This window comes from Pseudomonas sp. RIT778, from assembly GCF_019718735.1.
Taxonomy (GTDB): domain Bacteria; phylum Pseudomonadota; class Gammaproteobacteria; order Pseudomonadales; family Pseudomonadaceae; genus Aquipseudomonas; species Aquipseudomonas aphyarum.
This window is the reverse complement of sequence record NZ_JAIHBA010000023.1, coordinates 1-20,481: the sequence shown is the minus strand read 5'-3', so window position 1 is coordinate 20,481 and position 20,481 is coordinate 1. Positions and strand designations below refer to the sequence as shown.

The 20,481-nt window shown below is 61.5% G+C and carries 17 protein-coding genes and 1 pseudogene; 12 read left to right on the top strand and 6 right to left on the bottom strand.

Annotation, left to right across the window (positions count from 1 at the left end; genetic code table 11):
* Positions 1-279: 279 nt before the first annotated feature.
* A complete protein-coding gene (locus K5E37_RS29455) occupies positions 280-1,041 on the top strand; it encodes a hypothetical protein (RefSeq protein WP_260404282.1) in 762 nt (253 codons plus the stop codon).
* A 50-nt stretch (positions 1,042-1,091) separates the two neighbouring features.
* Here the strand turns inward: K5E37_RS29455 and K5E37_RS16895 are convergent, their stop codons facing one another.
* The gene (locus K5E37_RS16895; protein WP_085607760.1) at positions 1,092-1,814 is read right to left on the bottom strand and encodes a pirin family protein; all 723 of its coding nucleotides are present in this window, start codon (positions 1,812-1,814) and stop codon (positions 1,092-1,094) included.
* 211 nt (positions 1,815-2,025) lie between these two features.
* Here K5E37_RS16895 and K5E37_RS16890 point away from each other — a divergent pair, with 211 nt between their 5' ends.
* Complete coding sequence (locus K5E37_RS16890; RefSeq protein ID WP_085607758.1) at positions 2,026-2,976, top strand: GlxA family transcriptional regulator; 951 nt, start codon at positions 2,026-2,028, stop codon at positions 2,974-2,976.
* A 90-nt stretch (positions 2,977-3,066) separates the two neighbouring features.
* A complete protein-coding gene (locus K5E37_RS16885) occupies positions 3,067-4,539 on the top strand; it encodes a winged helix-turn-helix domain-containing protein (protein WP_085607756.1) in 1,473 nt (490 codons plus the stop codon).
* On the opposite strand, the gene K5E37_RS16880 is transcribed toward K5E37_RS16885, so the two are convergent.
* Positions 4,501-7,287: a winged helix-turn-helix domain-containing protein gene (locus K5E37_RS16880; RefSeq protein WP_221534575.1), complete on the bottom strand. Its 2,787-nt coding sequence runs from the start codon at positions 7,285-7,287 to the stop codon at positions 4,501-4,503. The genes K5E37_RS16885 and K5E37_RS16880 overlap by 39 nt on opposite strands.
* 333 nt (positions 7,288-7,620) lie before the next feature.
* On the opposite strand from K5E37_RS16880, the gene K5E37_RS16875 reads away from it, so the two are divergent.
* Positions 7,621-8,190 carry a flavodoxin family protein gene (locus tag K5E37_RS16875; RefSeq protein ID WP_221534573.1) on the top strand — a complete coding sequence of 190 codons (570 nt, stop codon included), beginning with the start codon at positions 7,621-7,623 and terminating at the stop codon, positions 8,188-8,190.
* Positions 8,191-8,197: 7 nt separating this feature from the next.
* On the opposite strand, the gene K5E37_RS16870 is transcribed toward K5E37_RS16875, so the two are convergent.
* A complete protein-coding gene (locus K5E37_RS16870; RefSeq protein WP_007956080.1) occupies positions 8,198-8,599 on the bottom strand; it encodes a helix-turn-helix domain-containing protein in 402 nt (133 codons plus the stop codon).
* 247 nt (positions 8,600-8,846) lie between these two features.
* Between K5E37_RS16870 and K5E37_RS16865 the strand changes: the two genes are divergently transcribed.
* The 7 genes from K5E37_RS16865 (at position 8,847) to ycaC (ending at position 16,347) form a co-directional block, all read left to right on the top strand.
* On the top strand, positions 8,847-9,830 hold the full coding sequence (locus K5E37_RS16865; protein ID WP_221534571.1) for an MBL fold metallo-hydrolase: 984 nt from the start codon (positions 8,847-8,849) through the stop codon (positions 9,828-9,830).
* Positions 9,831-9,875: 45 nt separating this feature from the next.
* Entirely contained in the window at positions 9,876-10,799 is a 924-nt protein-coding gene (locus K5E37_RS16860; protein WP_221534569.1) for a LysR family transcriptional regulator, read from the top strand.
* A 115-nt stretch (positions 10,800-10,914) separates the two neighbouring features.
* On the top strand, positions 10,915-12,645 hold the full coding sequence (locus K5E37_RS16855; RefSeq protein WP_221534567.1) for a hypothetical protein: 1,731 nt from the start codon (positions 10,915-10,917) through the stop codon (positions 12,643-12,645).
* A gap of 86 nt (positions 12,646-12,731) precedes the next feature.
* Positions 12,732-13,148 carry a DoxX family protein gene (locus K5E37_RS16850; RefSeq protein ID WP_007956088.1) on the top strand — a complete coding sequence of 139 codons (417 nt, stop codon included), beginning with the start codon at positions 12,732-12,734 and terminating at the stop codon, positions 13,146-13,148.
* The gene (locus tag K5E37_RS16845; RefSeq protein ID WP_221534565.1) at positions 13,141-13,767 is read left to right on the top strand and encodes an antibiotic biosynthesis monooxygenase; all 627 of its coding nucleotides are present in this window, start codon (positions 13,141-13,143) and stop codon (positions 13,765-13,767) included. The genes K5E37_RS16850 and K5E37_RS16845 overlap by 8 nt, the downstream gene beginning before the upstream one ends.
* Before the next feature lie 45 nt (positions 13,768-13,812).
* A complete protein-coding gene (locus K5E37_RS16840) occupies positions 13,813-15,651 on the top strand; it encodes an amidohydrolase (protein ID WP_221534563.1) in 1,839 nt (612 codons plus the stop codon).
* 69 nt (positions 15,652-15,720) lie between these two features.
* Entirely contained in the window at positions 15,721-16,347 is a 627-nt protein-coding gene (gene ycaC / locus K5E37_RS16835) for an isochorismate family cysteine hydrolase YcaC (protein ID WP_064595127.1), read from the top strand.
* 56 nt (positions 16,348-16,403) lie between these two features.
* Here the strand turns inward: ycaC and K5E37_RS16830 are convergent, their stop codons facing one another.
* Positions 16,404-17,831, bottom strand: coding sequence for a mechanosensitive ion channel family protein (locus K5E37_RS16830; RefSeq protein WP_221534561.1), 1,428 nt, complete (start codon positions 17,829-17,831; stop codon positions 16,404-16,406).
* Positions 17,832-17,894: 63 nt separating this feature from the next.
* Positions 17,895-18,911 (bottom strand): alpha/beta hydrolase, encoded by a 1,017-nt coding sequence (locus tag K5E37_RS16825; RefSeq protein ID WP_221534559.1) that lies wholly within the window; start codon positions 18,909-18,911, stop codon positions 17,895-17,897.
* A gap of 162 nt (positions 18,912-19,073) precedes the next feature.
* On the opposite strand from K5E37_RS16825, the gene K5E37_RS16820 reads away from it, so the two are divergent.
* Positions 19,074-19,973 carry a LysR family transcriptional regulator gene (locus K5E37_RS16820; protein WP_085607732.1) on the top strand — a complete coding sequence of 300 codons (900 nt, stop codon included), beginning with the start codon at positions 19,074-19,076 and terminating at the stop codon, positions 19,971-19,973.
* A gap of 127 nt (positions 19,974-20,100) precedes the next feature.
* On the opposite strand, the pseudogene K5E37_RS29450 reads toward K5E37_RS16820, so the two are convergent.
* A pseudogene (locus K5E37_RS29450) lies at positions 20,101-20,481 on the bottom strand (hypothetical protein); the annotation flags it as partial.

Below are 20,481 nucleotides of genomic sequence, written 5' to 3'. Positions count from 1 at the left end.
AACAGCGCCAGAATCCGCTGGCTTGTGAGTTTTTTGGCCGGGCCCTATCGTTTCTCACACCCGGAGTGAACAGGTGAAATGCTCCGAGGTGATCAATCCAGGGAAGTATTGATAAACGTCAGAGGTGCGGAATTGATTGCAAGGGAAGTCAGCCAATTTCAAGCAAGCGACATGGCCGGGCAAACGGATAGAACTGAGTCTATGACCTACATAACGCGAGACGAATTCAGCGCCAGGATCGAGGTCATCGAGACAAGAATCGATGCACGGATCGAATCCATGTCCGCCAAGATCGATGGCTTTCTGACCCAGCAGGCCGAGCGGGACAAGGTGCGGTTGGAGCAGGAGCAATCGCAGGAAGCTGCTCGATTGGAGCTGGAAGCAACTCGGCTGGAGCGAGAGCGCTCTCAGGAAGAGGCTCGGCTGGAGCGAGAGCGCTCTCAGGAAGAGGTTCGACTGGAGCGAGAGCGCTCTCAGGAAGAGGCTCGACTGGAGCGAGAGCGGTCTCAGGAAGCCGCTCGGCTGGAGCGAGAGCGCTCTCAGGAAAAGGTTCGACTGGAACAGGAGAAGGCTCGGAAAGAGGCTCGGCTGGAGCGAGAGAGGGCTCAGGAAGAAGTCCGCCTGACTCGGGAGCGGTATCTGGAGAACCTTCGCCAGGAGCAAGAAAGGATTCGGTTGGGAAGGGAAAAGGCCAATGAAAAAGCCTGGCTGGAGCGAGAGAAGATTGAGCGAAGAATTCGTCTGGCACAGGAAAAGGTTCATCAGGAGCGCGACAAGCGTTATGCGTTGATGACGGCTCGTATGGATCGATCCCTGGAGCGTATAGACGAAGCAATGAGAATGGTCTCGACGAACAAGGCGAACTACTGGGCCGCGACCACCGTACATTTTCTGGGGATGGTTGCCATTCTCGTCGGCTCCTACTACGCGAACCAGTCAAACGTGCTTGTCACGATACAGACCACCCTGGCCATGATTCAATCGGTGAAAGAGGCTGGAAACCCTGCGCCGGCAGTGCTGATGACCTTGCATGCTGAATGAAAAACGGCCTTCAACGAAGGCCGTTTTTTCGAGCGATGAAAACCACGGGCTTATGGCATTTCCGGCAATTCCTGCGGGCGCAGGTCAAACACCAGGACCTCGGCATCATGGCCATTGCTCAGGGTCAGTGCCTGTTCTTCACGAACCCGCACGCCGTCGCCTTCCTTCAACTGCACGCCGTTCAGTTCAACGCTGCCGCGAGCAACGTGCACGTAGGCATAGCGGTTGGCAGGCAGCTTGAGGGTGGCGCTTTCCTCACCATCGAACAGTCCGGCATACACTCGTGCATCCTGGCGTACTTTCAGCGAGCCGTGGCTACCTTCGGGCGAAATGATCAGTTGCAGGCGACCGCGTTTTTTCTGTTCGCTGAAGTGCTCTTGCTGGTAACGCGGTTTCGCGCCGCTGACGTCCGGCACGATCCAGATCTGCAGGAAGTGCACAGGCTTGGTCGCCGAATGGTTGAACTCACTGTGGGCCACGCCACTACCAGCGCTCATCAGTTGCACGTCGCCGGGGCGGATCACCGAACCGGTGCCGAGGGTGTCCTTGTGTTCCAGGGCGCCTTCGAGCACATAGGAGAAAATCTCCATGTCACGGTGCGGGTGCTGGCCGAAGCCCTTGCCGGCGGCAACGCGGTCATCGTTGATCACCAGCAGGTCGGAAAAACCCTGTTCACGCGGGTCACGGTAGCTGGCGAAGGAAAAGGTGTGGAACGACTTCAACCAGCCATGATTGGCCAGACCACGGTCGGAAGCTTTACGAAGGGTCAGCATGATGAAATCTCCTTTCAGGACGTTGATTCGTCCGAGTGAGGAGAAGGTTACTGGTTACCCTGCGATGCAATAAGTAGATGAAAATTGAAATACTGTCCGTTTTTAGTTGACAGTTGTGAGCACTGGATCACGCATTCTTTTCCAACGGTTCCACCGTATCTGGCCATAATGCGCAGACTTATGATTCCACATAGATTTTGGTGATACCCCCATGAAGACCGTGGCAATGGTGCTGTTTCCGGAATTTCTGCTGCTCGACATGGCCGGGCCGCTGGAGGTCTTTTCGGTTGCCAACCGCTACCTGAAACCGCAAGCCCACTATCACCTGACCACCCTGGGCACCGAGCGCGGGCCATTGCGTGCGTCCAATGGCGTCCTCGTGCACACCGATCGGCATATCGACGAAGCCGATGAGCGCTACGACTTGCTGCTGGTGCCGGGCGGCCCTGGCGCCTACAACGAAAAACACCCGCCGTTGCTCGCCTGGCTGCAAGGCGCGGTCACGCGTGCCGGGCAATACGGCTCGATCTGTACCGGCGCCTTCGTGCTGGGTCACGCCGGCTTGCTCGACGGCTATCGTGTGACCACTCACTGGAATTACACCGAGCGCCTGATCAAGGGTTTTCCGAAGGCAAACGTCGCCACCGACCAGATTTTTGTCGAGGATCGCAACCTGATCACCTCCGGAGGCGTCACGGCCGGCATCGATATGGCGTTGGCGGTGGTCGCCCGCGATCATGGCAAAAAGGTTGCCCAGGACGTGGCCAAGGTGTTGCTGGTGGTGATGAAACGTCAGGGCGGGCAAGCGCAGTTCAGCCCGTTGATGGCGGCAGTGGCGCCCCAGGAAACCCCGATCACCCGGGTGCAGAATCATGTGCTGGAGCATCTGGAGGAAGCCTTCACCGTCGAGCGCATGGCAGGTCTTGCGAACATGAGTGCACGGCACTTCGCCCGGGTGTTCGCTCGCGAGGTCAACATGACGCCCATGGAATTCCTGCAAAGTGCGCGTATCGATTGCGCGCGAAATCTGCTGGAAACCAGCGATCTGCCGCTGAAAACCGTCGCCTACAAAAGCGGTTTCGGCAGCGTGCGGCACATGCGTTTTCTGTTCGGCGAAAAGCTCGGGCTGACCCCGACGCAATATCGCGAACAGTTCAGCTAGAGCGGTTCTGTCCGTTACGGGCATCCGGATGTCCGTGCTGGACCCCGCGTGGTGGTTGTATCGTCATCGAGGCCTGCGAAGATAACGGACATGAACAGCCTCAACGAATTGAACTCGGCGTCGGTCCTGCGTTTCGGACCGTACGCGTTCCATTTGCGTCAACGGCTGATCCTCGAAGGGGATCGGCAATTGCGCATGGGCGGTCGTGCGCTGGACATTCTGCAAGTGCTGGTCGAGCGCGCCGGGCGGGTGGTCAGCAAAGAGCAACTGATTTCGCTGGTGTGGCCGACGTCGGTGGTCGAGGAGATCAACCTGCGGGTGCACATCGCCGCGCTGCGCCGGGCCCTTGGCGACGGCGAAAAAGGCCAGCGCTACATCGTCAATGTGCCGCAGCGCGGGTACAGCTTCGTGGCCCCGGTGCAGGGCGACAGCGCTGCTCACGTGGTGTTCGAAAACCTGCAAGCGCCCCAACACAATTTGCCCGCGCGGCTGACGCCGGTCACCGGGCGCGACTCACTGGTCGGTGGTCTGGTGCGGCAACTGCCGCTGTCCCGGCTCCTGACGGTGACCGGGCCTGCCGGTGTCGGCAAAAGCACCGTGGCACTGCGCGCAGCAGAACTGCTGCTGCAACATTTCCGTGACGGCGTGTGGCAGGTGGATCTGTCGCTTATCGACGGAGACACTCCGCTCCTCAATCACCTGCTGAAAACCCTCGATATCGATTTCCCCACCTTGGCAGCGCGCCACGCCTTGCTGGTGCTGGACAACTGCGAGCATCTGCACGAAGCCTGCCGGAACCTGCTGCAAACACTCCTCGACGCCGCGCCCCGTCTTTCGATCCTGGCCACCAGCCGCGAACCGTTGCGTCTCGGTCTGGAAGTCCTCCAGCCGCTGCCGCCCCTGACCCTTCCCAAAGCCTCGGCCCTCAACAGTGTCGCCGAGGTCATGGGCTATTCGGCGGTGCAGCTGTTTGTCAGTCGCGCCCGTGCGCGTCAACACGGCTTCAGTCTGCGTGAGCAGGATCTGGAAACGGTGCGCGATATCTGTCGGCGGCTCGACGGTCTGCCATTGGCGATCGAACTGGCGGCGGCGCAGATCGATGCGCTGGCGCTGGTCGGCCTTCAGACCCAGCTGGACCAAGGCCTGCAAGTCCTGAGTCACGGTCGCCGCACTGCCGTGACACGCCACCAGTCGATGAAGGCTGCGCTGGACTGGAGCTATCAGCGCTTGAGCGAGCAGGAACAACGCGTGCTGCAACGCTTGTCGGTGTTCAAGATGGCATTCACCCTCGACGCCGCCATCGGTGTGATCAGTTGCGCGCAACTACCACCCTCGACACTGGTGGCAGTGGTTGAACAGTTGGCGGCCAGGTCATTGCTGACAACGGACCGATCCAGCGGAACACTGCGCTATCGAATGCTCAACACCACACGCCGCTATGCCCGCGAACAGCTGGAGCAGGGCGGCGAACTGAGTGATGTCGAGCGTCGGCACGCGCGTTACCTGGGTCGCACCCGGCCAGCCTCAAGCGGCCGATTGACCGCGCAGTTCGTCGAGCAGTAACCGCACCTTGCGCAAGTCCGGGGTGGCATAGCCTTCGGTGAAGCGCTGGTAGATCGGTGTCAGCAATTCGAGTGCCTCACGGTAGCGCGACTGACGCTGCCACAACTGCGCCAGCGACGTCGCGCTGCGCAGTTCCCAGGTCAGGGCGCCTTGTGTCCGCGCAATTTCAAGCGATTGCTGCAAAGCGCTTTCGACCGTGTGATGACAGGGCGATTCAGCCGCCAGCAATCGCTCGGCCCGAGCCCGCAAGATCTCCGCCGTGCTCCAGCCGGCCGCACCACTTTCCGCTCGTTCGAGCAAAGCATCATCGACGAAACCCGGATCCAGCGTGACCATGATTTCCCTGACCAGACCGCTGTCGGCGGGCGGGATGGCGGGGGCCTTGTCGGCGTCGATCACCTGCGCGTAGTGCCGCGCCCACGTGTAGAACAGCAGCACCGAATGCTTCTGCGCCTGTTCGAGCAGCAGTTGCAGCAGCGCGCGGGCGTTCTGTACGTCGCCGTTGTAATGGGCGATCAGGCACGAGGCGAGTGCCAACGTGTAGCAGATCGAGGTGCCGTGGTTGATCTGCACCGCGATGTCCAGTGCCTGCCGCGCCGTGCGCCAGGCCTGCTCGGGAAAACCTTGCAGCCACAGCACTCGGGCGAGAACGGTCAGCGAGGCGACGCTCTGATCGTATTGCACGCCGAAACCGTGAGTGAAGCGGTTGAGGTGGCCGCTGTGGGCCATGCGCTGAATGACCTGCTCGGCGTGGATTCGCGCCTGATGCTGATCGCCGGCGTAATGCAGCGCGAGCACCCGCAAGCGATGGGTACTCAGGGACAGCTGCGCATCGCCGTGCACGCCGAGGCTTTCGAATTGCTCGCTCTGCTCCAGCGCCATCTGGTAATGCCCGCAACTGAGATTGACCGCCATGTGCCCCGACACGGCGCGCAATTGCCCGGCCTTGTCGTCGTGCCTTTGCGCCAAGAGACGGGCACTGGCAAAGGCTTCGATGGTTTCCGGGGTGCCGCCCCAGGTGTGATAGCAGGCGCTGCCGAGCGCCAGTTTCAAGGCGATTTCCAGTCGCGGGCAGGGCTCGTCGGATGACGCCAGCAACGCGAGTGCCCGGCGCACATGCACGCCGTACTCTTTCAGCAAGGACAGCTCCTGCCACAACGGCGCCGACGTCGCCGTCAGGCGCACGCCGAGCGCGCGCGAGCCTTCGTCGTTCAGCGTCCAGTCCAGCGCCGCGCGCAGGTCTTCAAGACCACGGGCGTAACGCTCGATCCAGACTTCGGTCGCCGTGTTCTCCCAATCGGCCTGAGCCTGATGCATCAGCGCCAGGCTGCGTTCGGCATGGCGTTCGCGGGTTTCGCCGAGTTCGTCAGCCTGATCGAGTTTTTCCAATGCATAGCGACGAGTCGTGTCGAGCAGGCGATAGAACACCTCTTCATCACCGACCTCGACATTGAGCAGCGACTTGGCGACCAGTTGCGTGATCGAGGCGAACACTTCGTTCGACTCGATGTGCTGACCGACGATAACCGCCGCCGCCGATTCCAGCGTGAATGCGCCACGAAACACGCCCAGTCGGCGCAGGCCGGTCTGTTCGCAGGCGTTGAGCAGGTTGAAACTCCAGTCGAGCGTAGCGCGCAGAGTTTCATGCCGGCCGAGGCGAGTCTGATTGCCCGCCGGCAAACGCCCCTGAAGTTGGCTCAGCAAACCGTCCAGACCAAGGCCCGCCACCTGCGCGGCGGCCAGCTCCAGTGCCAGCGGGATGCCGTCCAGCCGTCGACAGATGTCGATGATCAAGGGCAGATCAGCGTTGCCCGGCTCAAAGTGTTCGTGGGCCGCCATCGCCCGTTCGACGAACAGTTGCAGCGCGGAGAATCCCATCGCCTGATCGCGGTCGAGCACTGCAATCGGTGGTGGACAATCAAGAGACTCCAGCCGCTGCACATACTCGCCCTCGGCGCGCAGGCTTTCGCGGCTGGTGGCCAGAATGTGCACCTGCGGCGCGCCACGCAGAATGCTTTCGCTGAGCAGCGCGACGGCGTCGATCAAGTGCTCGCAGTTATCGATCACCAGCAGCATCTGCCGCTCGCGCAGGCTGTTGATCAGGCAGGCCATCGGTTCACTATCGTGCAGCGAAAGGTCCAGCAGGGCGGCGAGGTGCGAGCAGATCGAGCCCGGATCGTTGAGCGGTGCCAGATCCAGCAGACGAATCCCGTCGCGATAACGACCGATCAGTTGCTCGGCGACGCGCAGGGCCACGGTGGTCTTGCCGATGCCGCCGGGGCCGACCAGGGTGATGCTGCGCTGGCGCGGCAGTTGTGTCATCAGGCTGTCGACCACCGACTGGCGACCGATCATCCGCGTGCGACGCAATGGAAGGTTATGCCGGCCGATAGTGGCGGCGGTGGGGCGTTGCTCAATCGATTGCAGCACGACCGGCGCGACGAAACTGTAGCCGCGCTGCGCCACCGTGACGATGTAGCGCTGCCCGGCCTGACCGTCGCCGAGGGCCTTGCGCAGCGCGGCCATGTGTACCCGCAGATTGATGTCTTCCACCACGCTGTCCGGCCAGACTCCGGCGATCAGTTGCTGCTTGCTCACCACCTCGCCGGCGTGGGCCAGCAGGATCAGCAGAATGTCCATGGCGCGGCGGCCCAGGCGCAAAGGCTGGTCGCCTTCAAGCACCAGCCGCTGGCCGGGGTGGATCCGATAGGGGCCGAAACCGATGGCCTGATTCGGGGAAAGACTCAACCGCTCACTCCTTCGACGTTTTTTATGATCCTGGTCCGCCTCGGTGAAGAATCCGTGACGGGCAGGGCGGGGAGCGACTCGAGGGTCACGCAAGCCGTCTAATCCGCAGTATCCGGGCATATTCCTCAGGATTTGTCGCCAGTGCAACGTGCGCGCAATGCACGCGCCCCGGCATCGCTCGGCATCCAGTGCCGTCACCACTGTATTTAAAGGCCGGAACCTGTGCCGGTTCACCCGACAGCCGGGAAAAATTAACAACGATTAACTCGTCCGCGCCCGCGTCAGAGCCAAAACTCCGGGGCAATGGAATGCATACGTCCGGAGGACGCTGCGATGAGCAAGGTAGTGGTGGTCTATCACAGTGGCTACGGGCACACCCGCGTCATTGCGCAGGCAGTGGCCCAAGGTGTGGAACGCCATTTGGGCAGCACTTGCCTGCTGCTGGCGGTGGAAGACGTGGAAGCCCACTGGGATGACCTGCACCGCGCCGACGCCATCATCTTTGGCGCGCCGACCTACATGGGCAGCGCCTCGGCGGCGTTCAAGCAATTCATGGAGGCCACGGCCTCGTTCTACCTCGCCCGGCCGTGGCGCGACAAACTCGCGGCGGGCTTCACCAATTCCGGCAGCCTGTGCGGCGACAAGCTCAATACCCTGGTGCAGATGGCGGTGTTCGCGGCCCAGCATTCGATGATCTGGGTCGGGCTTGATCTGTTGCCGGCGCGTGCGTGCGAAGGTGTGTTCGACGGCCAGTTGAATCGCCTCGGCAGCTCCCTCGGTGCGATGTCCCAATCCAGTGTCGAACAACCGCCCGAGCAGGCACCTCCTGTGGAAGACCAACAAACCGCCGCGCACCTGGGCGAGCGGGTGGCGCGACTGGCTCAGCGGATGGTTCGCGGATGAAACCGTCTCAGCGGTTTTTCATGACCTGACAACGCCACGCAAACGGATTGATCCCTTCGCTGCGGGTGAAGATGTGGCAGAAGTGCGCCTGATCGCAGAAGCCGCATTCCAGGCTGATCTGCGTAAGGCTGTGGTTGGTGTGCTGGATCAACAGCTTCGCCCGGGCGATGCGCTGGGTGCGGATCCAGTCTTGCGGCGAATACCCGGTGCTGCACTTGAACGCCCGGGAAAAGTGACTGCGTGAGAGTGAGCAGGCGCTGGCCAGTTCGGTGACTTCAAGGCTGTCGCCGAGGCGTTCGAGGATCAGCTGTTTCACCAGCCGCTCGCGCTGCGGGCTGAGGCCACCGGTGCTGGTCTTGCGGGGTTCGCTGGCAGGGGCGCGGGCGACGGTTTGCTGTAAGTGAGCCATGGCCAAGGTCCGTGTCGGTGGGGAACGCACGGTCAGCGCTTTCCCTCAGGTCAATAAAACAACGCTGCGCAGAGGGATTCATTGTTTGGCGAGGGGCGAAGGCTGACGAGTTAAACGTTGTTAATTCCACTGTCAGCTTCAACTCAGCACACCGCTGCAAGTCCCCATGACGGGAACCGGGCAGGATGGCGACGATGGGGAGCGGGCCATAAGGGCCGCAGAATCGGGCTCGTTCGAGGGGATGAATATGAAAGGTTTGTTCAACGGCGCAATCGGCGTGGCGTTGGTCGGGGTGATGTCCACCGCCATGGCGCAGGCGCCGCAGGTCGGCACGCAGGCGCCAGGCTATTTTCGACTGACGTTGGGCGATTACGAAGTGACGGCGCTGTTCGACGGCTACAACGATTTGTCGCCGAAGCTGCTGCAGGGCATGAGCCAGAGCCAGATTCGCGCCTTGCTGGCCCGCCGCTCGATTGAAACGCCGGGCGTGCAGACTGCGTTCAATGCGTTCCTGGTCAACACCGGCAAACAATTGATTCTGGTGGATACCGGCGCGGGCCAGTGCATCGGCGCCACTGCCGGCCAGCTCTCGGCGAACATGCGGGCGGCGGGCTACAAGCCGGAACAGGTCGATGCGATTCTGCTGACTCACCTGCACCTGGATCACGTCTGTGGACTGGTCGACGGCCAGCAACAACCGATCTTCGCCAATGCGACGGTTTACGCCGCCAAGGCAGAAGCCGATTACTGGCTCGACCCGAAGGCCCTCGCCAAGGCACCAGCCGGCGCGCGGGAGTTCTTCAAGATCGCTCAGGACTCTACCGCGCCATACGTCTCCGCCGGGCGCTTCAAGACATTCGCGGCGGGCCAGTCGCCGTTGCCGGGCTTGGTCGAAGCCACGCTGGAAGCCGGGCACACGCCGGGCAGTACCACTTACCGTTTTACTTCACAGAATCAGAGCATCGTGTTTATGGGGGATCTGGTGCACAACCTCGCGGTGCAGTTCGATCATCCTGAGGTAGCGATCAGCTTCGACGTCAACAGCCAGCAAGCGATCAAGAGTCGTAACGCGGTGTTCAGTGCAGCGGCGGCCAGCAAGACCTGGGTCACGGCTGCGCACTTGCCGTTCCCGGGCATCGGCCATATCACCGCGGTCGACAAACACTTCCAGTGGGTGCCGGTCGAATACGGTCCCTACAAACGCGCGGCCAAAGTGCCGCTCATCGAGTAAAGTGCCCACCTTTCACGTCAGGCTCAAACAAGGAAAACGTGCCCCATGAACCGAAACGATCTGCGCCGCGTCGACATGAACCTGCTGGTGATTTTCGAAGCACTGATGTTCGAAAAGAACCTGACCCGCGTCGCCGAAAAACTGTTCATGGGCCAACCGGCGGTGAGCGCGGCGCTGGGCCGCTTGCGCGATCTGTTCGACGACCCGCTGTTGCTGCGCAACGGTCGCGGCATGGAACCGACGGCGCGGGCGCTGGCGATTCTGCGGGAACTGCAACCGGCGATGGACGTGATTTCCGGTGCGGTCAGCCGGGCCAAGGAATTCGATCCGGCGACCAGTTGCGACGTGTTCCGCATCGGCCTGTCGGATGACGCCGAGTTCGGCCTGTTCCCGCCGCTATTGCGCCAGTTGCAGGAAGAGGCGCCGGGGATCGTGGTCGTGGTGCGCCGCGCCAACTACCTGCTGATGCCGACGTTGCTGGCCTCCGGGGAAATCTCCGTCGGCGTGAGTTACACCACCGATCTGCCGGCCAACGCCAAACGCAAGAAACTGCGCGACATTCCCTGCAAGGTCCTGCGCGGTGACAGCCGCCCGGGTCCGCTGACCCTCGACGAGTACTGTGAGCGGCCTCATGCGATGGTGTCGTTCTCGGGGGATCTGAGCGGCAACATCGACGTGGACCTGGCCAAGGTCGGTCGCAGCCGCCGGGTGGTGCTTGGCGTGCCGCAATTCAGTGGTTTGCGCGCGCTGCTGGCGGGCACCGAGATGATCGCGACTGTGCCGGATTACGCGGCGTGTGCGTTGGTCGATGGCTGTGCGTTGCGAGCTGAGGATCCGCCGTTTCCGATTGATGCGGCGCAACTGTCGATGGCCTGGAGCGGGGTGCATGACAACGATCCGGCGGAGAAATGGCTGCGTTCGCGGATCAGTCAGTTCATGTCGGTGACGCTGGATATTCCGGTGGTTTAAGCGTGCCGTTCGTCTGAATCAACCCGCAACCTGTTAGTTCTGACAGTGGTGCGTGCTTGTCTTCCCGTGTTTGATGGGCCAATGCCGAAGCGGCCAGTTATCAAGGGAAGTGAATATGGACACGCCGATTCCTGCGCTCACCCGTGACGATCTGCCACCACTGGCAATTGAAGAAAGTTCGAAGGGTTTCCTGGTGCCAGCGGCCGCCCGGTACAACCTGACGGTAACAATCGACTTCCCTTGGTTGCCAGGGGACTTTATTACGATCAAGGTGGCTGGAACTCCAGGTTCCGGTTCCTATACGTCGCCGCGAATCCCGATCGGCGGATTCAAACGCCCTTTTACGACCCACATTGACACCACATTGGTGGCTTTCAATCTCGGGCTGACTGTCATCGCCTTTTACACGCTTTACCGTGGCACTGAACCGTCTGTGGAATCACAACCTTTGCCGCTTTACATACCGCTCATCAACCAACTTGATCTGCCCCTGCCGGTGATTAAAGAGGCAAGCGACGAAGGTGAGGGCCGTGACCTGGATGTGAGCGAACTGACTGAGGTTACATTGCGTATCCGGTCATGGCTGCTGAGCAGGCGCGAGCAGTTCTTCTGGCTCCTGCTCACAGGTGTGAAGCCCGACGGCGATGTCTGGGAGGCCTGGTATTGGCAAGCGCCGGAGAACGTCGTCGGTAATGGATTCAGTCTCGGATATTACGAACAAAAGGTCCCTGCTGCACCGCTGCAAGGTCTGAAAAATGGCAGCGTGCTGACGTTGAGTTTTTGGGCCGGGCTGCAAAACAGTCCGGATCAATCCGATGCCCAGGCATTTGCCCATCGAAACTACATCGTACGGACTGCACCTGTGAGGGCGCCGAGGATAATGTCGGTGACGGGGCCGCAGGGGCTGATTGCCGACGGCGGGGAAACTCCGTCCAGCCGTGTCACCGTCGATGGTGTTGGCACTGACGGTGCCGAGGTTGTGCTGTTTGATGGGCAAACACGCCTGGACTCGGTTTTGGTTAACGCCGGCACCTGGCAGTTTTCAGTCACGGCATTGACTGACGGCGAACACGTCTTCAGGGCCGAATATGTTGACGGCGGAGCGTCCAACACCTGGACGATAAAGGTTGTTTTCAGCCAAGAACTGAGGATCAAGGAGGCCCCGGACAACGTCACCTTGAACCCGGCGGATGCTGAGGTGAGCCTGACCGCCGTTTTGAATGTTCCCGACGACGCCGACTTCGTCAGTGCCACTTGGGCTGCCGAACCCGATACGCCGTCTGCCGGTTCTCGCACTACGGCTTTGGTCCCCGTAAGTGCGATGCTCATGGAAATGCCGTTGCCGGTCGCACTGGTGGCTTACAGCATGAATAAAACTGCAGCTATCTCGTTCACACATGTACGAGGTACGTCGGCACCGGTTACTTCGACACCCTGGCCGCTGAAGGTTTTGCCCATACCTGAGGCGTTGCGGATTCCGCCTGTGATCGCCGAAGCGAAAGGCACTGAACTCGACCTGAAAGATGTCGTTGCCGGCGCGACTGTGCAATTTCTCACCTGGCTGGGTATTGCCACCGGGCAACGGCTTGAATTGAAGCTGACCGGTTTTAATGCCAGCGGCACCGAGCACAACCTCTCCATCTGGACAGACTCGCGCAATGCGGTACATCGGGCATGGGTGACGGCAGGCCGCTACAGCACGCTCATCCGCTCCGACTACATGCTTGCGCTCGGACCCGGCAGCACCTTGTCTGTGTTGTTCGCCGTGTACATGGATCAAGTGCCGGGTTCGGTAGCGCGCATCGATTTCAACGCGCGGGAATACACAATCAAAGACACCCGTTGACCTGAGGACAAAAGAGCACACCTGTTCAATTTTGCCCTACCCGTTCGTTGCACTATTTGCGGCAATGATCGATCAAGGGTAGGGCCATGCAACTTTCTCAGCGCAATGACCAGGCGCAAAACCTCGGCCTGCTGTTCCTGCGAGTGACCGGCGGGTTGTTTCTGCTGTTTGTCCACGGCTTGCCCAAGCTGCTGGACTTCACCGCGCAGCTGCAACTGATCGAAGACCCGTTTCACCTCGGGGCCCACCTCACTTTGATTCTGGCGATCTTCGCCGAAGTCCTCTGCCCGCTACTGATCGTCGCCGGAGTGCTGGCGCGTCTGGCGTGCTTGCCTATTCTGTTTGTGCTGCTGGTGGCGCTGCTGCTTGTGCATCCGCAATGGAGTGTGGCCGAAGGGCAGTTCGGCTGGTTGCTGTTGATCCTCTTCACCACTGTTTTGATCGCCGGGCCGGGACGGCTGGCGCTCAATGTTCGTTTGCCCGGAGTACTCCGTTATGCCTGATGCCCAGACCCTGAAAAAACCGGGACCCGAAGAAACCGTGACGCTGATCGTCAAGCACCGGGTCAAGGCCGGTTTTGAAGCGCCGTACGAAGCCTGGCTGCGCAATATCGTCAGCGTGGCGGGGCGCGAAGAAGGGCATCTGGGTGTGGACGTGATGCGCAGCCAGCAGGGCGGGCTCGCGCTGTTCACCTGCGTGCTGCGTTATTGCTCGACCGACGCGATGCAGCGCTGGCTCGATTCGCCGCAGCGTCAGAAGCTGATCGATGAAGCGGCGCCGATGCTCGCCGACGGCGACCAGACCGAAGTCAACGCAGCCAACGAATTCTGGTTCACCCCGACGGCCGAGGCCGGTTCGCCGCCACCGCGCTGGAAGCAGGCGGTGGTGACGCTGCTGGTGATCCTGCCGCACACCTTGCTGGTGCCGCTGATCTGGGGGCCGTTGCTGCAACTCAACGCCTTTCTCTCCAACTACGTGGTCGCCACGTTCCTGATCACCCTGACCATCGTGGTGTCGGTGGTTTACGTGTTCATGCCGCCCGTGACCCGTCTGTTCGCGCCGTGGCTGGAAGCCGGTCAGTCACACAAACACCTCGAATCCAATGCCAATCCGCCGCGCTGAAGCGGCGGGTCCGGGCTCCGTTTCACTTATCTCGAAGGAACTGCGATGAACGCCGATCTGATTCTGTTCAATGGCCAATTTCATACGGTAGACCGCGAAAAACCCCTCGCCAGCGCCGTGGCAATCAAGGACGGGCGCTTCGTCGCCGTCGGTAACGATGCCGAGGCGATGGCGCTCAAGGGCGCCGGCACTCAATTGGTCGACCTCAAGGGCCGCTGCGTGATTCCCGGGCTCAACGACTCGCACTTGCACCTGATCCGTGGTGGCTTGAACTACAACCTCGAACTGCGCTGGGAAGGCGTGCCGTCGCTGGCCGATGCGCTGCGCATGCTCAAGGATCAGGCCGACCGCACACCGACCCCGCAATGGGTGCGCGTGGTCGGTGGCTGGAACGAATTCCAGTTCGCCGAAAAACGCATGCCGACCCTCGAAGAAATCAACCAGGCCGCGCCGGACACCCCGGTATTCATCCTGCACCTGTACGACCGTGCGTTGCTCAACCGCGCCGCGCTGCGCGTGGCCGGCTACACCCGCGACACGCCGAACCCGCCGGGTGGCGAGATCGTGCGCGATGCCAACGGCAACCCGACCGGCATGCTGGTGGCGCGGCCGAACGCGATGATTCTGTACTCGACACTGGCCAAGGGGCCGAAGCTGCCGCTGGAATATCAGGTCAACTCGACCCGCCAGTTCATGCGCGAACTCAACCGCCTCGGCCTGACCAGCGCCATCGATGCCGGCGGCGGTTTCCAGAACTACCCGGACGATTATCAGGTGATCGAACAACTGGCCAAAGACGACCAGTTGACCGTGCGCATCGCCTACAACCTGTTCACCCAGAAGCCGAAAGAAGAACTGACCGATTTCCAGAACTGGACCGGCAGCGTCAAGTTGCATCAGGGCGATGACTTCCTGCGTCACAACGGCGCCGGCGAAATGCTGGTGTTCTCGGCGGCGGACTTCGAAGACTTCCTCGAACCGCGCCCGGACCTGCCGCAGACCATGGAACAGGAGCTGGAGCCGGTGGTGCGCCACCTGGTCGAGCAGCGCTGGCCGTTCCGTCTGCACGCCACCTATAACGAATCGATCAGCCGCATGCTGGATGTGTTCGAGAAGGTCAACCGCGACATTCCGTTCAACGGTTTGCCGTGGTTCTTCGACCACGCCGAAACCATCACCCCGCAGAACATCGAGCGGGTGAAAGCGCTGGGCGGTGGCATCGCGATTCAGGATCGCATGGCGTTCCAGGGCGAATACTTCGTCGATCGCTACGGCAAGCAAGCTGCCGAAGCCACGCCACCGATCAAACGCATGCTCGCCGAAGGCGTGCCGGTCGGCGCGGGCACCGATGCCACGCGGGTGTCCAGCTACAACCCGTGGACTTCGCTGTACTGGATGGTCAGCGGTCGCACCGTCGGCGGTCTGGCGCTGTACGAAGAAGGTTTGCCGCGTACCACCGCGCTGGAACTGTTCACCCACGGCAGCGCCTGGTTCTCGTCCGAGCAGGGCAAGAAGGGCCAGATCAAAGTCGGGCAATTGGCGGATCTGGCAGCGCTGAGCGCGGACTTCTTCCATGTCGAGGAAGAAGCGATCAAGTGGATCGAGTCGGTGCTGACCGTGGTCGGCGGCAAGATCGTTTACGCCGCCGGTGACTTCGAAAAACTCGGGCCGGCCAGCGTGCCGGTGCTGCCGGACTGGTCGCCAGTGGTGAAAGTCCCGGGCCACTGGCGCCCGAATTCGCCCTTGCAGGCCCAGGTTCACCAGTGCAGCGGCCCGTGCGCGGTGCATACCCACAGCCATGAAAAAGCGCGGATGTCGAATGCGCCGGTCAGCGATTTCGCCGGTTTCTGGGGCGCGTTCGGTTGCTCCTGCTTCGCGTTCTGATGCTTTTGAAAAAGCGCCGCTCTGTGTGAGCGGCGCTCCCCGCAACAACCATCCATCGAGGAGTTTCACATGAGCAACGTTCCTTACAGCCGCCTGAACAAAGACGATGCCGTTGTACTGTTGGTCGACCACCAGACCGGTCTGATCTCGCTGGTACAGGATTTCTCGCCGAACGAATTCAAGAACAACGTGCTGGCGCTGGGCGACATCGCCAAGTTCTTCAACCTGCCAACTATCCTCACCACCAGCTTCGATTCCGGCCCGAACGGCCCGATCGTGCCTGAGCTGAAAGAGCAATTTCCGGACGCACCGTTCATTGCCCGTCCAGGCCAGATCAACGCCTGGGACAACGAAGACTTCGTCAAGGCCATCAAGGCCACCGGCCGCAAGCAACTGATCATCGCCGGTGTGGTGACTGACGTGTGTGTGGCGTTCCCGACCCTGTCGGCCATCGCTGAAGGTTTTGAAGTGTTCGTGGTGACTGACGCTTCCGGCACTTTCAACACCACCGTGCAACAAGCGGCGTGGGCGCGTATGTCGGCTGCCGGCGCGCACTTGCTGAACTGGTTTGCTGTGGCTTGTGAGCTGCAGGGTGACTGGCGCAACGATATGGAAGGGTTGGCGAATCTGCTGTCGCAGCGTCTGCCTAACTATCGCAACCTGATCAACAGCTACACCAAGTTCACTGCCCAGTGATTGGTTGAAAAAATGCCCGCTGAAGAGCGGGCATTTTTTTGCCTGTCACAAAGGGCTCAGCGCTTTTGCAACCACCCCAGAAAACCACCCTTGCGAACCGGCACAGGCTTGGCCATCAACGCCAACCGACTGTTCTGCTGACGCACCGCCTGCAACTTGTTCAACGCCCGACCCACTTCACTGCGCTGCTCCATACAAGCGCGAGTCAGGTTCTTGTCGAGGCGATAAATGATCGAAGAGGTGAGTGCTGTGAACGTCGCCTGCGAAGGCGTATCCGCGAGGATGCTCTGCTCACCCATGACCTCACTCGGCCCCATGCGCCCGGCCTCGGTGAAGCCGTTGCCGTCCGGCACGCTGGCGCTGACCACGCCGGTGGCGATCACGAACAGGCTGTCCGGGACTTCCTCCAGATCGAGCACCACTTGCCCGGCGCTGTACTGCTGCGCGACCATCGATTCGGCGAGGCGATCGCGTTCTTCATGGCTCAGCGAGCGGAAGATTTTCACTTCGTCAAGCAACGCGCGAGCGCGGGTCGAAGGTTCGATCACACCGTCCGGATGCCGCGAGATACCGGCGGCTTCGAGGTGGCGGTGGGCGAGGTCGAACAGTTGATTGCGCACGTCGCTTTTCTTGCCCAGCTCGGCGATGAAACCGCTGGCCACGTATTCCGACATCTCTTCGCCGGCCTCTTTCAACACCGCTTTCGGCGCAGGCGTCAGCAACAGACTGCTGCTGCCTTGCAGCGTGCGGTCGAGGGCGTCGAGTACCCGGCGCGGGCGGATGTGGTTCGGCACCTTGATGCTGATCGACACGCCGTGCAGGTTGTTCGGGCGGCTGAGGTTGACGATCTTGGCCTTGGCCGCCACCGAATTCGGCACCACGGCCAAGGTGCCGGTGCTGGTCAGCAGGTGCGTGGCGCGCCAGTTGATGTCGAGCACCTTGCCTTCGACGCCGTCGATGACCACCAGATCATCCACCTGATACGGCTTGGTGGTGTTGAGCACGATGCCGGAAAACACGTCGGCCAAGGTGCTTTGCAGCGCGAGGCCGATGACGATCGCCACCACGCCGGAAGTCGCGAGCAGGCCTTTGACCGGCAGATCCAGCACATAACCGGCGGCTGCAACAATCGCCGCCAGAAACACCAGCGCCCCGATCACGTCCTGCAACAGCCGGCCGCTGTGGCCGATGCGGCGCATCAGGATCAGCCCGATGACTTCGGTCAGCACCCGCGCGGCGTACAGCCACCAGAGAATCCCCAGTGCCGTCGCCCCGAGTTGCGCCACCGGATCATCGGCAAACAACGGCGCCTGCAACGGGCTGACACCGGCGTTGATGACCAGTGCGTTGAAGGCCAGAAACAGCACCAGTCGCACAGCGACCCGTTGCGCGCGATGCTTGAACGGCGCGAGATGCCAGAGCAGGGTATCGAGCACCAGCAGCAGGGCGCTCCAGGACAGCAGGTGGGCAGAAAAAAGGCTCATGAGGTGAACTCCGGCGGGCACAAAAGAAAACGCCACACCCGAAGGTGTGGCGAGGGGTTGCACTCAGTTCAGATGGGTCTTGAGTTCTGCTGCGGCCTGGCGCACGGCGGCTTTCACCTCGGAGATTCCATTCAGCGGGTTGAGCAGGCCGAAGTCGTGAATCATCCCGTTGTAGCGCACCGAGGTCACCGGTACACCGGCCGCGTCGAGGTGGCGGGCGTAGCCTTCGCCTTCGTCACGCAGCACGTCGAACTCGGCGGTCTGCACCAGCGCGGCGGGCAGGCCCTTGAGCTGTTCGGCGCTGGCGTTGAGCGGCGAGGCATGGATCTGCGCACGCTCGGCCGGGTTGGTGGTGTAGTTGTCCCAGAACCACTGCATCATGCCTTTGGTCAGGAAATGGCCCTCGGCAAATTGCTGGTACGAGCCGTTATCGAACCCGGCGTTGGTCACCGGCCACATCAGCAACTGGAAGCGCAGGGCCGGGGTTTTCTGTTCCTTGGCCATCAACGCCACGACCGCCGCCATGTTGCCACCGACGCTGTTGCCGGCCACCGCCAGACGTTTGCCGTCGACTCCGATGTCCTTGCCGTGCTCGGCCACCCATTTGGTTGCCGCGTAAGCCTGATTGATCGCGGTCGGGTACTGCGCTTCCGGCGACGGCGTGTAATCGACGTACACCGCGACCGCGCCAGAACCCACCACCAGATCACGAATCAGGCGTTGGTGCGTCGGGAAGTCGCCCAGCACCCAGCCGCCACCGTGGAAGAACATGAACACCGGCAGCTCACCCTTGACCTTGGCCGGACGCACCACTTTCAGGTTGATCGTCTGGCCATCGACCTTGATTGCCTTGTCGCTGACTTCAACGCCGGACAGGTCAACCTTCACCGAAGCCTGGGCGCCGGTCAGCACTGCACGGGCGTCTTTCGGGCTCAGTTGCTCAAGTGGTTTGCCACCGCCGGCGGCGAGGGCGTCGAGGAAGGCCTGAGTGTTGTGTTCGACGCTAGTGCTTTCGGCGGCGAAGGCGTTGCCGATGGACAGGGCGAGGAGGGACGCGGCGAGGGTTTTCTTGATGTTCATGTGCAAATCCTTTTTAAGTCGTTTGAGTTTTTGTATGCCTTGGGATCGGGCTGCTGTGGCGCTGGGCTTCAGGCCTCAGCAACACCGTGAGCACAGATTAATGAGGTGCCGGAAAGTGAAAAAGCGGCTATAAAGCGTTTAACTGTCAACCAGAGAGTGACAATGAACCCGTTCGAAGACATGCGTATTTTTTGCCAGGTGATGGACTCCGGCAGCTTCACGGCGGCGGCCGATCAGTTGGGCCTGTCCAAGCAGTTCGTCAGCCGTCGCCTGATGCAATTGGAGGAGCGCCTCGGCGTGCGATTGCTCAACCGTTCAACCCGGCGCCTGGACGTTACGCCGCTGGGCCAGAGTTATTACGAATCGGCGCTGCGCTTGCTCGGCGAAGTGGAATCGGTGGAGCAGGGCATTGCCGGGCAGACCGCCGAGCCGCGCGGGGCGATTCGCGTGAGTGCGCCGCTGTCGTTTGCGCTGGCGCATCTGGGCTGCTTGCTGCCGCCGTTTCTGCAGCGTTATCGCGAGGTCACGGTGGAGGTGGACCTGAGCGACCGGCCAGTGGATCTGCTGGGCGAGGGTTACGACCTGGCGCTGCGCATCGGTGTGCTGGAGGACTCGACCCTGATCGCCCGACGGATTGCGTCAATCGAGCGGGTGTATTGCGCCAGTCCGGCGTATCTGGCCGAACGCGGTACGCCGGTCAAACCGGAAGACTTGCTCGGCCACGACTGCCTGCCTTACGGCCATGGGCGTTCGGTGCAGTGGCGGTTCAACGCGGGGCAGGGCAAGCCGCTGCTGGTGAATGTCACCGGGCGGATGCGCGTCAACAACGGTGAGTTGCTGCGGGATGCGGCGGTAGCGGGAATGGGGATTACCTATCTGCCGACGTTCATCGTTGGCGCGGCGCTGAAGGATGGGCGGCTGGTGCCGGTGCTGGATGAGTTTCGGCCGGAACCGCTGACGCTGTCGGCGGTGTACCCGCAGCATCGTCAGGCGTCGCGGCCGGTGCAGGCGTTGATCGAGTTTTTGCGGGAGCGGCTGGATAAGGCACAAGCGATTTTGTAGTCACTGAAAAACATTGTGGGAGCTAGCCTGCTAGCGATTGCGGTGGGGCAGTCAATGAAGAAGGTGACTGGCATATCGCAATCGCTAGCAGGCTAGCTCCCACAGGGGAAATGTATTTCAGGCTGAATCAGTTGGCGCGCTTGTCATCGCCAGGCTCGCCACCGACATGTACGCCGCGATCATCACCCGGTTCGCCCGCGGCATGCAGGCCTCGGTCATCACCGATCTCACCGGCACGATGTACGCCATGGTCATCACCGATTTCACCGGCGCGATGCACACCGTGGTCATCACCGATCTCTCCGGACCGATGCACACCATGGTCGTCGCCAGGCTCCGAATGCGTGCCGCTGCGGCCCGATGACGCCGTGTTGCCGGAATGGCCCGAGCCGTGGTCACTGCCGCTGTGGCCACTGTTGCCACCGCCGCCACTGCCACTGTTGCCGCCACTGCCGCTGCCGCCGTGACCACCACCATTGCCACCGCTGCCGCCGCCACCTCCTCCATT

Bases quoted from the DNA above. Each gene is read 5' to 3' on its own strand.
- K5E37_RS29455 (WP_260404282.1), top strand. From the start codon at position 280: ATGTCCGCCAAGATCGATGGCTTTCTGACCCAGCAGGCCGAGCGGGAC.
- K5E37_RS16895 (WP_085607760.1), bottom strand. From the start codon at position 1,814: ATGCTGACCCTTCGTAAAGCTTCCGACCGTGGTCTGGCCAATCATGGC.
- K5E37_RS16890 (WP_085607758.1), top strand. From the start codon at position 2,026: ATGAAGACCGTGGCAATGGTGCTGTTTCCGGAATTTCTGCTGCTCGAC.
- K5E37_RS16885 (WP_085607756.1), top strand. From the start codon at position 3,067: ATGAACAGCCTCAACGAATTGAACTCGGCGTCGGTCCTGCGTTTCGGA.
- K5E37_RS16875 (WP_221534573.1), top strand. From the start codon at position 7,621: ATGAGCAAGGTAGTGGTGGTCTATCACAGTGGCTACGGGCACACCCGC.
- K5E37_RS16870 (WP_007956080.1), bottom strand. From the start codon at position 8,599: ATGGCTCACTTACAGCAAACCGTCGCCCGCGCCCCTGCCAGCGAACCC.
- K5E37_RS16865 (WP_221534571.1), top strand. From the start codon at position 8,847: ATGAAAGGTTTGTTCAACGGCGCAATCGGCGTGGCGTTGGTCGGGGTG.
- K5E37_RS16860 (WP_221534569.1), top strand. From the start codon at position 9,876: ATGAACCGAAACGATCTGCGCCGCGTCGACATGAACCTGCTGGTGATT.
- K5E37_RS16855 (WP_221534567.1), top strand. From the start codon at position 10,915: ATGGACACGCCGATTCCTGCGCTCACCCGTGACGATCTGCCACCACTG.
- K5E37_RS16850 (WP_007956088.1), top strand. From the start codon at position 12,732: ATGCAACTTTCTCAGCGCAATGACCAGGCGCAAAACCTCGGCCTGCTG.
- K5E37_RS16845 (WP_221534565.1), top strand. From the start codon at position 13,141: ATGCCTGATGCCCAGACCCTGAAAAAACCGGGACCCGAAGAAACCGTG.
- K5E37_RS16840 (WP_221534563.1), top strand. From the start codon at position 13,813: ATGAACGCCGATCTGATTCTGTTCAATGGCCAATTTCATACGGTAGAC.
- ycaC (WP_064595127.1), top strand. From the start codon at position 15,721: ATGAGCAACGTTCCTTACAGCCGCCTGAACAAAGACGATGCCGTTGTA.
- K5E37_RS16830 (WP_221534561.1), bottom strand. From the start codon at position 17,831: ATGAGCCTTTTTTCTGCCCACCTGCTGTCCTGGAGCGCCCTGCTGCTG.
- K5E37_RS16825 (WP_221534559.1), bottom strand. From the start codon at position 18,911: ATGAACATCAAGAAAACCCTCGCCGCGTCCCTCCTCGCCCTGTCCATC.
- K5E37_RS16820 (WP_085607732.1), top strand. From the start codon at position 19,074: ATGAACCCGTTCGAAGACATGCGTATTTTTTGCCAGGTGATGGACTCC.